10 protein-coding genes are annotated in these 12,159 nt (G+C 68.3%); 8 read left to right on the top strand and 2 right to left on the bottom strand.

Annotation, left to right across the window (positions count from 1 at the left end):
• The first annotated feature begins 212 nt into the window (after window positions 1-212).
• The 5 genes from AQI95_RS40675 (at window position 213) to AQI95_RS40650 (ending at window position 5,443) form a co-directional block, all read left to right on the top strand.
• Window positions 213-629, top strand: coding sequence for a hypothetical protein (locus tag AQI95_RS40675; protein WP_067136029.1), 417 nt, complete (start codon window positions 213-215; stop codon window positions 627-629).
• A gap of 74 nt (window positions 630-703) precedes the next feature.
• A complete protein-coding gene (locus AQI95_RS40665; protein ID WP_159056675.1) occupies window positions 704-3,220 on the top strand; it encodes a tetratricopeptide repeat protein in 2,517 nt (838 codons plus the stop codon).
• 154 nt (window positions 3,221-3,374) lie between these two features.
• On the top strand, window positions 3,375-3,857 hold the full coding sequence (locus tag AQI95_RS40660; RefSeq protein WP_425264966.1) for a hypothetical protein: 483 nt from the start codon (window positions 3,375-3,377) through the stop codon (window positions 3,855-3,857).
• Window positions 3,858-4,305: 448 nt separating this feature from the next.
• The gene (locus AQI95_RS40655) at window positions 4,306-4,869 is read left to right on the top strand and encodes a GNAT family N-acetyltransferase (protein WP_067136021.1); all 564 of its coding nucleotides are present in this window, start codon (window positions 4,306-4,308) and stop codon (window positions 4,867-4,869) included.
• A gap of 241 nt (window positions 4,870-5,110) precedes the next feature.
• Window positions 5,111-5,443: a helix-turn-helix domain-containing protein gene (locus tag AQI95_RS40650; RefSeq protein WP_067136019.1), complete on the top strand. Its 333-nt coding sequence runs from the start codon at window positions 5,111-5,113 to the stop codon at window positions 5,441-5,443.
• A gap of 59 nt (window positions 5,444-5,502) precedes the next feature.
• Here the strand turns inward: AQI95_RS40650 and AQI95_RS40645 are convergent, their stop codons facing one another.
• A complete protein-coding gene (locus tag AQI95_RS40645; protein WP_159056674.1) occupies window positions 5,503-6,240 on the bottom strand; it encodes a hypothetical protein in 738 nt (245 codons plus the stop codon).
• Window positions 6,241-6,813: 573 nt separating this feature from the next.
• Between AQI95_RS40645 and AQI95_RS40640 the strand changes: the two genes are divergently transcribed.
• A complete protein-coding gene (locus tag AQI95_RS40640; protein ID WP_067136015.1) occupies window positions 6,814-7,623 on the top strand; it encodes an ATP nucleotide 3'-pyrophosphokinase in 810 nt (269 codons plus the stop codon).
• Between the two features lie 276 nt (window positions 7,624-7,899).
• Here the strand turns inward: AQI95_RS40640 and AQI95_RS40635 are convergent, their stop codons facing one another.
• The gene (locus AQI95_RS40635; RefSeq protein ID WP_067136112.1) at window positions 7,900-8,586 is read right to left on the bottom strand and encodes a hypothetical protein; all 687 of its coding nucleotides are present in this window, start codon (window positions 8,584-8,586) and stop codon (window positions 7,900-7,902) included.
• A 925-nt stretch (window positions 8,587-9,511) separates the two neighbouring features.
• Here AQI95_RS40635 and AQI95_RS40630 point away from each other — a divergent pair.
• Both AQI95_RS40630 and AQI95_RS40625 read left to right on the top strand, forming a co-directional pair.
• A complete protein-coding gene (locus tag AQI95_RS40630; RefSeq protein WP_067136013.1) occupies window positions 9,512-9,943 on the top strand; it encodes a hypothetical protein in 432 nt (143 codons plus the stop codon).
• 1,447 nt (window positions 9,944-11,390) lie between these two features.
• Entirely contained in the window at window positions 11,391-12,095 is a 705-nt protein-coding gene (locus tag AQI95_RS40625; protein WP_067136011.1) for a VanZ family protein, read from the top strand.
• Window positions 12,096-12,159 lie beyond the last annotated feature (64 nt).

The following is a 12,159-nucleotide window of genomic DNA, read 5'->3' as shown; positions in this document are numbered from 1 at the left end:
TCACTCGATCTTCGAGCCGTGGTGGCTGGCGACCAGCATGGCGCGTGGTGGGCAGCTTCGCCGAGGTCCCACGACTTGCGCCGTCCGTCCTCAGCATCGGTGGCGGACGGTGGGGGCATCATGCACTTCAGGAAGGCCTGCTCTCGAAGCTGCCAGGATGCAACACAGGCTCTGGAGCCAAGGACGTCGGCTGGATTCGAGGGGGCGTACGGGTGAGTGCCGAGATCGCGCAGTGGGTTGAGCAAGTGTGGCCCTACGTGGCGAGTGCCGTGGGAGCGTACGGGGTGGCGGTGTTCCAGCGGGCCGAGGACGCTGCGGTGGACGCGACGGCGAATACCGGTCGACGCATGTTGCAGGCGGTCTGGGGCAGGCGGGACGAGCGGGGGCAGGCCGAGTTGGAGGCCGCCGTTCAGGACGTGGCGGAAGCGCCGGATGACACCGATGCGGTCGGTGCGATGCGGCAGCAGATCAAGTGGGCGCTGCAGGACGACGCCGGCCTGCGGACGGAGCTGGCCGGCCTATTGCCGACTGGAGAGCCGGTGCAGGTGACGGCCTCTGGTACGAGAGCTGTCGCAGCGAAGACGGTCGGTGTGGCGATCACCGGAGACAACAACACGGTTCAGCGTTAACGGGAGCGGCCGTGCCTGAGTCGAAGGGCCCGCAAGCGTCAGGTGACCGGTCCGTTGCCGCGGAGACGGTCGGTGTGGCGATCACCGGCGACAACAATCGGATCGTGCATCTGCCACCAGAGGCTGTGTGCTGGGTCCAGGAGGTCGAGGCGCCGCCGGGCACCGGGAATCTTCCGCGGTCCGCCGCAGGTGTGTTCGTCGGGCGTGAAGATGAACTCGCTGAACTGCGGCGACATCTGACGGATGGAGGTGGGGCGGCGGTCACGCAGGAGTCCGGGACCCGGGCGATCCACGGACTGGGCGGTATCGGCAAGTCCACGCTCGCGGCCCGGTACGCACACCGCTATCGCAGCGCGTACACGTTGGTGTGGTGGATCGACGCAGCTTCGACCGGAGACGGTACCGACAACATCCTGTCCGGCCTGGCTGCCCTGGCCATGCGGCTGTGCCCGCAGTGGGCCGTGACTGCAGGCACCGACGCGCGGGCTGCATGGGCCATCTCATGGCTCCAGATCCATCCCGGGTGGCTGCTGATCTTCGACAACGTCGAGGATCCCCGCGAGCTGAATCATTACCTGGGGACGCTTCAAGGCGGTCATTTCCTGGCTACCAGCCGTATCTCTACCGGCTGGCACAGCATCGCTCCCACTATGCCCCTCGGCCTCCTCGACCCTGATGCGGCCGTCACGCTGTTGTGCATCCTCGCTTTCGGAGACGAGCACGCGCTCCCGCCGGGGACGCGAGAGGATGCGGAAGCGCTGGCAGCCGAGTTGGGCTACCTGCCCCTGGCGCTGGAGCAGGCGGGTGCCTACCTTCACGAGACCGGTATGGCACTGGCCGACTACCGCACTCTGCTCGGCCAGGTCATCGATTCGGACGCGGGCGGGATCGACTCCGAACGCACCATCGGCCGAATCTGGGACCACAGTCTCGTCGCTGTCGAAACCCGCAATCCGCAGTCGGTCACGGTGCTGAGCGCGATTGCCTGGTTTGCCCCCGCCGACATCCCCCGGGCCTTGCTCGCTCCCCTATGCCCGGAACCAGCCGCCCTGGATGAGGCTCTAGGCGTACTCCGCGCCTACAGCATGATCGCCTACGGCGCCGAGCAGAGCCTTCATGTCCACCGTCTCGTGCAGACGGTTCTCCGCCACAGGGGCACCACCGCCCCTGGCGCGTACCGACCGGGCAGAGAAGAGGCAGAGCGCCTCATCCAGCAGGCCACTCCTGCTGCAGGGGCTGCCGCCACGGAATGGCATCGGCTCCTGCCCCACTTCATGGCGGTTGCGGACTCGGCCCCTGAGCACAGTCCACCGTCCACCGACACCGTCGATGCTTACGAAGCGGCAGCTCAGCACCTGTATCAGCCGGGGCGCGACGGTCATGCTATACCCCTGCGGACAGCTGTGCTCGCACAGCGTGTGGAAACCTTGGGCTCTGAGCACCCTGACACTCTCACCGCCCGCCACAACCTCGCCCTTTCTTACGGGCAGGCAGGGCGGACACACGAGGCCATCGCTCTGCTGGAGCAGGTGCTGGCCGAACGTGAACAGCTACTCGGTTCCGAACACCCCGACACTCTCACCGCCCGCCACAACCTCGCCCTTTCTCACGCACAGGCAGGGAGGACACACGAGGCCATCGTCCTGCTGGAGCAGGTGCTGGCCGAACGTGAACAGCTACTCGGTTCCGAACACCCCGACACTCTCACCGCCCGCCACAACCTCGCCCACTCCTACTGGCAGACGGGGCAGATGCGGGAAGCCGTCACCCTGCAAAAGCAGGTACTGGCCGATCGTGAACGGCTGCTCAGTTCCGAACGCCCCGACACTCTCATCAGAGACGGCACCCTGGTGACTGCGTTGGACGACATGGCCGGCCTTGGCACGGTGCGCGATGCCCTCACAGAGCTCAAGAACCGCATTCGGCTCCACCACGCCCGCGGGAAGAGCCTGCCCGCGCTGCTGTTCGTGGGGCCACCCGGGACCGGCAAGACCACTGTGGCACGGCATGTCGGCGAATGGCTCCAGTCCTTGGGACTGCTACGCAAGGGCCACGTGCTGGAGGTCACGTGCGCTGACTTGGCTGCCGAGTGTGTCGGCCAGAGCGCGTCCAAGGTCCGCGCAGTTGTGCATCAGGCCCTCGACGGGGTGCTCTTCATCGACGAGGCCTACGCCCTGAGGAGCAGTGAGGCTGTCGACTCCTTGATCGGGGAGATGGAGTACTGGAACGACCGACTTGTGGTGATTGCCGCCGGCGACCCGCGTACGATGGACGCGTTTTTGCTCAGCAACAGCAGCATGGCCTCCCGCTTCACGGAGCGTGTGGAGTTTCCTCCGTACAGCACCGACGAACTCGTCGAGGTGCTGCGCCGCAGAAGTGCCTCCGAGGGTTACATCCTCACGCCGGAAGCCGCGGAGCGTGCCGGGCAATGGTTCGACCGACGCCGCACTGACCCCATCCAGTTCAGCAACGCCCGCGAGGTACCCGACGTGTTCAGTGCTATGGAGATCCGCCTCGCCCGCCGCTTCCAGGCCGACCCGACGACCAACTTCACGTTCATCGCCGAGGACGTCCCACCCCCTGAAGAATGACCGCCTGCCGGCGGGGTCTGCCAGAGCCATCGGGCGGCCCAAATGGGCGGAAATCGTCACCCGCACCCCGGCAAGCCGGCGCAGGCCCGGCGGCAGGCTGATATCGGAGTGCGAGCTGCCTCGGGAGAGTGTCACAGTCACTGTCGTGGCCTTGATGGACGCACTCGTCGACTTCTCCCGCACTGGCCGGATCGGGCCCCTGAACTGCGGAATGACTCTGGCTGAGGCGGAAAACCTCCTCGGCCCAGGACGCCCGCACCCCGCCCACATCATGAAGGGGCCCGATATCGACGGCTACCCGTACTCCTGGGACGGGCTGCGGCTGGTGGTCACTGAGCGGGCCGTCAGCGGGATCTGGATCGACCTCTGGCCCGGTTCGACCGCGAGACTTCCGCCGCTCGTCCTGCCTGACTCCGAGCCATTCGACGCCACCGTCCTCCGTGAGGAGCTGATCGCCGCCCTGGACGACGCAGGCTGCCGGCATGCGGTCAACAGCACGCTCACCTTCGGCCGGCAGGCGAGCCTCATCACCCGACCCGCCGACGTCACCGCGGTCTTCAGCCTGCCGGGACGGGACAACCACGTGCCGCACCGTGATCGGTACTACCTCGACGTGATGCACAAGCGGACGGCCTGACACTGCCGACTCCGCAGAATGCTTCGGTTGGCGTGGCCTTCGAGGCATCCGGAGTTCCACGGCTGCGAGAGTCTGGCGGTGACGGCGTCCAGGGCGCGATCCAGGGGCAGTTGGCCAGTACGGCCTTGAACTGGAGCCGGTCGTTCGCGGCCGGCGACGTAGGTGCGGGGCGCAGGCAGGCGCGCTGGCGCGTTCGCCCGTTGCCAAGCGGCGAGGCGACGGGAAATGCTCAGGTGCACGGGCCGGCGCCGGCACGGGGGCATCGGCGGCCGTGCAGCGTTCTCTGGAGGGGAGAGGTCGGTGAAGGCAGCGCCCTTGGCTCTCGTCGACGGGGAACGCTGCCCGCTTGGCGGCCTCAGCAGCGTCATCGGTCGACGTCTGGTGAGCGATGCACGCCGTGTCTTTCAGTCGGTCGGGATCGCCAAGGATCGCTCGCGGAGGTCGGGGCATGTCCGGTGCTGCTGTTGAGCTGCGCATGTTCACCCGCGCCGACGGCTCCTTTCTCACGTCGTGGATCGCCGGTCCGGTCGAGCTGATGACCTGGGCCGGACCGACGTTCACCTGGCCGCTGGACAAACTGCAGATCGCCGCGTATGCGGCCGAGTCCATGACACGAAGACGTCGGAGCTGGATGGGCGTCAACTCGCGGACCGGGCAGGTGGTGGGTCATGCCTCGGTACGCATGAACGCCGACGGCGCCGCAGGGCGGCTGGGGAGGGTGTTGATCGCCCCGGAGGCGCGTGGGTGCGGGATGGGGGCCGCAATGTTGACGCACGTGCTGGCGGTGTCCTTCGGCTCCCTGGGTCTGGAGCGCGTGGAACTGGGCGTCTTCAGCCACAACGACAGCGCGGTCCGGCTCTATGAACGCCTCGGGTTCCAGGTGGAGCGAGTACTGCCCGACGTGGAGCAGGTGGAGGGACAGTCCTGGTCGGCGCTGCAGATGTGCCTGGCCAAGCAGGACTGGGCACCCCTACCCGGGCGGCATCATGACGGGAGCGGGACGACGCCCTGACGGCGACTGGTACCAGGTGATGATCGCCGACGCTCGCGTCACCCGACCGCTTCCTCGGCTCCGTCAGTGACCCGACAGGGTGACTTTGCGTCAGTTTCGCTGTGGGCCACCGCAGGTCAACGCCCTTGGACGGAGGTTTCGGGTGTACTTTTTCCACCAACCGAGTTTTTAGCTCTAGCTAAAGGTGGCATGCTGATGGAGTGGCAACGAGGGTTGTCTCTCCATGAGTTGGGGGTGAATCATGGGCATCTTTGCCCGTGACGAGAGCCGTACCACCTTGGCGGCTTCCAGGATAGGGCGGCAGGCGACGGCCTCCCTGGCCGGCCTGCTGGCGGGGCAGGGCAAGACCCGCTCCGACCTTGCGGCGGCCATGGGCGTCAGCCCGGGCCGTGTCAGCCAGATCATGTCCGGCGATGCGAACCTGACCGTGCGGACACTCGCCGCCGTGGCGGAGGCGCTGGATGCGGACATCCAGATCACGTTCTGTGCCCGGGGACAGTCGACGGACGCCAGAGCCTGCGCCGACATGGACGCGACACCCCTCAGGGGCAGCGAACTCCCGGCCGGGCGCTGAACCGCGCGAGCGGCACATGCGGCGCCGAGTCATCCCCTTCATCGCCTGCCCGCGTACCTTCAGCGGGTGAGCCAGCGGTCGAGCCAGCGGCGTTGCGGTGGCAGTGCCGGGCTGTGGAAGGCGTCGTTGGACATCGCCTTCGCCCGAAGGGTCGTGAGTTCTTCGTTCTCGCTGCGGCGGCCGTGCACGTAGGCGTAGCGCAGCAGGTGTCCGCAGTGCGCGAGTGCGGTGCCGAACGCCTGGCGCCGGGCGACGAGTTCGTCCCCGGTGGGGCCGCGCTCGTCCTGTCGGCACGTTTCGTCGATTCTCGTCTGGACGTCCAGCGCCACGTCGATCGCCGTCTGGACCTCCGCGTAGACGGCGTTGATCGTCTTCGTCTCGGCGGCGAGCGGATGCCGCTCCAGCAGGTACAGCTTGAGATCGTGGACGAACACCCTGAGCTGGGCGGACGTTTCGATGCCGGAAAGGAATCGGTCCGACCAGGTACAGGCGTCGAGATGCACACGCTGCACCAGCCGCTCCCTGACCAGCGCGATGCCCAGGGTCATGAACTTGACGTACGGCTGCACCGTCTCGTCCTGTTTCCGTCTCGGCAGCGCGGTGGCTCCCGTCGCGGCGCCCGCGATCACCGGGGGGATCGACGCCGCGTGCGGCAGCAGCACCACCGCGCCGGCCGCCACCGCGCCCATCAGCGCCAGCACGAGCAGCATCAGGGACGACGACGCCCAGCTGCCCAGCAACCGTCCCTTGCCGGAGAACTCGCGTGCCAGGCCCACCCATGCGATGGCCGCACTCACGCCGGCGGGTAACACGTAATCGACCAACCAGGTGTGGTGAGACCAACTCATCGACGGCGCCCCCAAGACGTTCCACGGACAGGCCTCAGTCGCCATCAGCGTGCGGAGGACACAAGGCCTCCCTCTCGGCTCACCTCGCACGCCAGCGCTCAGCCCTCTCGCCGCCGACCCGTCCTCCAGAGCTGCCGCGAGTGGAGTCGATGATGTCAGCCAACGTGACACCACGCCGTCACTTCGAGCGATAATTGGCCAGCGTGTCACGCCGACCCGTCTCACCGAACTTTGACCGATCTCACCGGACTTTGGCCGGTCCCGCTGCAGGTCGGCGCGCGGCTGCCGCGCTCGGGCGTCCAAGGTCCGCCGAGACGGTCACCGGCTCGGCGGGCGGCTGGCAACACCGCCCCGCGGCACGATTCCGCCGCCGGACGGTGCCTTCACGCCAATACCCCATACTTGGGGCTGCTTCGCGGTACTTCTCCGTCCTTCCTCCTGTTGTCCCCGGCGACGATCAGCGCCCGCCCCGTTCATCCGGTGCAGGCGGTGCCACGCGCCAAGAAGGGACACTCCCGCCGTATGAGCACGCACCACCTGGGCCGGGCGGCCGCCGTACTGGCCGCCGCTCTCACCCTGGCCACGGCCACTACCGGGCTCACCGCGTACGCCGCCGACCCCTACGACACGACGGGCAAGCGCGCCACCGCCATGCGCAGCGATGGCGGTGCGGGGCAGTGCGACGACGCCCCGGACGGCTGGGAGGGCGACGGACTGTGCCTGAACGCCGCGGACAACCGCAAGGTCGACGCGTACCTTGCCCGTGCCCGCGCGGCGGAGCCGTCGATCAGCCATGAGGTACGGGCTGCCGCCGTTCTCAGCAAGGCCGAACTCGTCGGCTTCGACTACCGCCTCAAGTCCCCCGACTCCCTCAAGCGGAAGGTCGCCACCGACCTCAAGGAACATCCGGAACGCAACACCGACGATGTCTTGGCGCGCTTGGGTGACGCGGTGCGCTACACCCTCCAATGGCCCGACGGCCGTTACGTCAAGGGTGTCACCATCGCCTCGACGGTGCTGTCCGGCTGGGGCAACGACACCACGAAGTGGTCCAACACCTGGGGCCGCGAGAAGGGCTACAAGGGTCTCAACACGGGCTGGCGCGCGCCCGGTTCGCGGCAGCTGTTCGAGGTGCAGTTCCACACCCCGGCGAGCAAGTTCGCCCAGGAGGCGACGCACAAGCTGTACGAGGAGCAGCGGCTGCCGTCGACCAGCCCCGAGCGCAAGAAGGAGCTGCAGCATCAGCAGGACGCAATCTTCGCCGCAGTACCCGTCCCGGACGGCGCTCCCGCTCTCTCTTCACCCACCGCTCGTCCGGCGTCGGCAGCCTGACGCCCACTGCGCAGCCCCCGGCCGCCTGCCGGGGGCTGCCCTCCCCGCGGATCTTCGACTACGAAAGCCGGCGTCATCGCCGCCTCAGGCGCCGGGAGGGCCGACCGCTGAAGCGATTTCCCGTACCGGCCGGAGACGGTACTGATCGAGGATCCGGCCAGGGCGGAGCGGTTCGACGTCACCCGTGACGAGGACCAGGCGTGCTGAGCCCGGGCCGTCATCGAGACGCTCCGGCACACCGGTGCGCGGCTGGAGGAGCTGCTGCAGGTCAGGTGTTCACTGGTGGGCGCTGATCACGCCGCCGGTGCTGAGCACGATGTACACGCCGTTCGCGTCGAGCCCGACGTCCTGCTGGTTCGTCTCCAGCGTGGCGTCCACCGACCCGTCGTTGCCGAGGATCTGCGCGCGGTACCGGAGGTCGCCGATCTTCGTGACCTTCGCCGTCCAACCGCCCGCGAGCTTGAAGGTGCCCGGTCCGGTGTGTCCGCCGCCCATCCACGAGTGGACCTGGCCATCCAGCGTGAGCACGACGAACATGTCGTTGGCGTCGAGCCCGGCGTCGTGCTGCTTCGTCTCCAACGTGGCCAGGACCGAACCCCCGTGGACGATCTTGGCGAGGTAGTGCTGGGCGCCGAGCTGCTGGATCTCGGCCTTGCTGCCGTCCGCCAGGGTCTGGGTGCGGACCGGGGATGCCGCCTTGGCCGTGGTCGCCGGTGCGGTGGTGTGGTGCGTGGCGAGCGCCTGGGTCCGCGCGTCGGTCGGGGCCTTGCCCGCGCCGGTCTTGGAGCCGCTGAGCGCTGTGCCGTCACCGGTGGAGGGGGAGGCGGAGCTGGAGACCTTCTTCTCCGGGGCGGCGCCGTTCTTGTCCCCTCCCTGGCAGGCCGTCAACGAGAACGCCGCGGCGGCGGCGACGGCCACCAGGCCGGCGGAGCGGACGGTACGGCGAGCACGGCGAGTGGTCATCATCGAAAATCCCCCATGGTGTGTCAGGATGCGGAACCTCCGCCTGCCCCCGCAGGGCGACCGGCCGCAACTGTTGTTCGCTACACCTGGTCAGATGGCCACCGTGCAGAAGTTGTTCGCCGGGTTCTGTCCGCACTTGGTAACAAGGGAACTGGGCGTCGCGCCAGGCATTTCCTGCGGATCATTTCGCCCGGACCGGGTTACCAGTTGCCGTCCGACTCGTACTGCACGACGTTGTTGCCCGTCGAAAAGGCATCGAGCCAAACAGGTGTCGGGCCCGCACAAGTTGAAGTCGAACGTTCCGGCGTTGGCGAAACAGGCCTCTACGCCTGAGGCAGCGCAGCTGAGGGCCGGCCTGCCGACAGGACCGGATACCGGCCTGCCGGCGATTCCACTGTGCGAACGCCTGACGTATCAGGTCTATTGAATGTCCTGCATGGGCCGATGCACCGCGCGTATCGGCCTGATCACAGGGGCACTTGGGCATTATCGGGTCCGTAGAGAGAGATTTCTTCGAAACCCTCCTGTTCGAGCGCACGTCGCACGGAAACCACCTCACACAGGCGGGCGAGGTCTTTCTTCCGCTCGCCACCCCCGCGCCACGGTGACGACCCGTCAACGGACCCCTCGTCGAGGCTTTCGAGGACATGCTCGACCTCATCGCCCCCTCGTGGCGGCCTTCCGCACCTGCGCCCGCGTACACCTCACCGGAGAGGACCTGGGCAGGTGAGTACGTCATTGGGCGTCTGCCGGGAGAACTGCCGGTGTTTCTTCCGGCTGTTCTGCCTGGTCACCGCCGTGGAGGGCTACGGACGATCGGCACCGGAAACCCGCCGACGGGGGGAAGCGACAGGGCCGACTCCCCCGGCACTCACGCTCAGCGTTCTCGCGAACTGCGCGAAAGCTTCGACACCGGAAGGTACCTATGAGTTTCAAGAAGGCACTCACCGTCTCGGCAGCCGTTGCGGCATCCCTGCCCGCCGGTCTGAAGAGGGCTGCGGCACTGACGGCCGGCGCCGGCCTGCTGGCTGTCGTGGGAATGGGGGGCACTGCGTACGCGGGTTCGACCGGGACGGTGCGTATCAGCGTTCCCGGCTGCGTGGGCCTGCTGAACCTGAACGGTGGCGGCTCGTCCAACTGGGCCACCGCTTCGGTGCAGTCCCTGGGCCCCACCTGCTGGCTGACGTTCTGGGACCGGAACACCACGACCGGCAAGCCGCCGATCTCGCAGGGCTTCAGTGTCCAGGGGGGCTCGACCGGCACGGCCGGCTCGCCTTACTACCATGACTTCGAACACCAGGTCGCCATTTCCATTTCCAACGGGACCACCCAAACCGGCAGCGCCTGGTACAACTAGAATTCCTCGGCCGCGCCTGCGGGCGCGTACAGCGCACCGCGCCGATCAGGCACACGCCCGGCGAAATCGCGCCCAACCCGCCGTCAAGGGCTCCCGCCAGTCAGCCGTGCGGCGGGCTGGCGGGGCGGACGACAGAGGGTGCCGGCGGGGAGGGGGCCCGGCGGCCGGCCACCGGCGCGTGCCTGCCGCCCGGAAGCACACATACGGGGTAGTTCCGTCAGACCTTCACATCAGACCTTCAGGACGTGGTCGTAGGTGAACCTGTCTCGTGTGCGACAGGCGTGCGCAGACGCCTGCGTGTCTCACATGGCGGCCGGAAAGACGCCACTTCCACCGGGCAGTTGAGGCTGCTGCCGGGCCGTGCGGGCGACGGGCCAGGGAGCGGAGGGCAAGACCCGCGCCAGTTCGTGGCGTACACGGTCGGCTTCTCCACGAGCCTGGGCCGGCACATCACCACGTTCTGCGACAAGACGGTTGAATATCGGGGTTTCCTGGAACACGCTGGGAGCTGCCTTCTGAGGTGGGCGCGACGGCGTTCGCCGAGCTACGAACCGATCATGTGACGGATCGAGTATCCAGTACCGCGAGCGTGGGTATCGCCCTGGGACGCGCTTTGCGCCTTCACAGGCGGCGCAGTCACCGGAGCGCGCCTGCGGGCGGGCTCAGTCGGGGATGGTCTCGATCCGCTGACGGTTGAGCAGGTACGTGGGCAGGTAGGGCCGCTCGGTGTCGACGGGGAAATCGTAGTCGTAGGCCATGCCGGCCAGCGCGAGGAGCCCGAGCGGCACCCGGGCGCGCGGCGCGGTCGAGGCCGATCAGGCCCTTCATCAGGCCGAGCAGCTCCGGCGGCAGCTGGATGGAGAAGGTACGGGTGTCGTCGGCGATGGCGGTGAGGGAGGTGAGGCCGCCTCGGCGCCACCAGTACACCCGCGGCGACTGGCTGCCCGGCCCGCCCTCATGGCGCCGAGGGCATACGAGGCAAGGGCCTTGACGGCCTCGACCACCGAGCAGTCGCCGATCGGGGGGGGTAGGCGAGCAGGTGCCGGGTCGGTACGACGACCAGGGCGCCGGTCTCCGGCAGCCGCTTCCCGGTGACCTGCTGGGTTCATTCGGCAACCCCACGAGGAACTCCGCCCCTCGGACTGGTCCTCAACCGTCGTCGTGCCGCGGAACGCCGTAAGCACCTTGCGATCCGCCTGTCAGCCGGGACCGAGCCGGCCGAGCGCGGTGGTCCAGTCGGTGACGATGGCCTGCCGCGCGGCCTTTCCGCGCAGCGGGCCGAATCCGGGACGCAGACGGACTGATTCGGTGCCCGCGGGCGGGACATCGGCGAACCGGTGTCAGCGGACTCCGCGCTCCCGGCGCAACCGCGGCCCGATTCCGTGTATCGCGGGCGTATCGAAAACCGCATACGCCACCGCAACGTCCCTCCGTCTCCCATGGGGGGATGGACCACGACACATCCCTGTCAGCACCTCCCCGCCGCACGCGCACGATCGTCCTCCTCGGCCTGGCGATCCTCGGGACGGCGAGCGCCGCGTTCGTCGTGCGGCGGCCGCTCATGATGTCCGCTCCGATGTGCATGGCCGGGCGGTGGCACGGCTGCTTCGACACGTTCAACGGTGTGGTGCTCATGACGTTGGTCGGGCTGCCGTTGGCCGCGCTGGTGGTGTGGGCGCTGGCGCGCCGTCGGCGTGCCGCCGGTGTCCCGGCGGCGTGGCGGATGTCGCTGGCGGAGGTGGGCATGGTCCACGGGACGGTGCCGTTCCTGTGGATGACCATGATGCCGGGCGCCGGGGCCGGCACCGTCCCCGGCCGGGTGAGCCTCGTACCGCTGCGGGACCTGGTCACGATGGGGGCGGCCGGGATCGTCGGCAACCTGCTGGTCTTCGCGGCGCTGGGGTTCTTCGCCCCGATGCGGTTCGCGGCGCTGGCGTCGGTGCCGCGGATCCTGGCGCTCGGGGCGGGTTGCTCGGTCCTGGTCGAGACCGCGCAGTACGTCCTGCGGCTGGACCGGGTGTCCTCCGTGGACGACGTACTGGTCAACGCCGTCGGCGCCGTGCTGGCCGGGCTGGCGTCGCGCCGCTGGTGGCGCGCCACGGCGCAAGCGCCGGCGGACCGGCCTCGCCCCGTGCCCGCGTCGGCAGGGTGAGCCGCGTGTCCGGTGTGTACACGTCTTCGCATACGTCGGCGACATGTCGTGCTGCTTAGGCTTC

The organism is Streptomyces yokosukanensis, from assembly GCF_001514035.1.
In the GTDB taxonomy this organism is placed as follows: Bacteria; Actinomycetota; Actinomycetes; order Streptomycetales; family Streptomycetaceae; genus Streptomyces; species Streptomyces yokosukanensis.
This window is presented reverse-complemented; position numbering and strand designations above follow the sequence as displayed.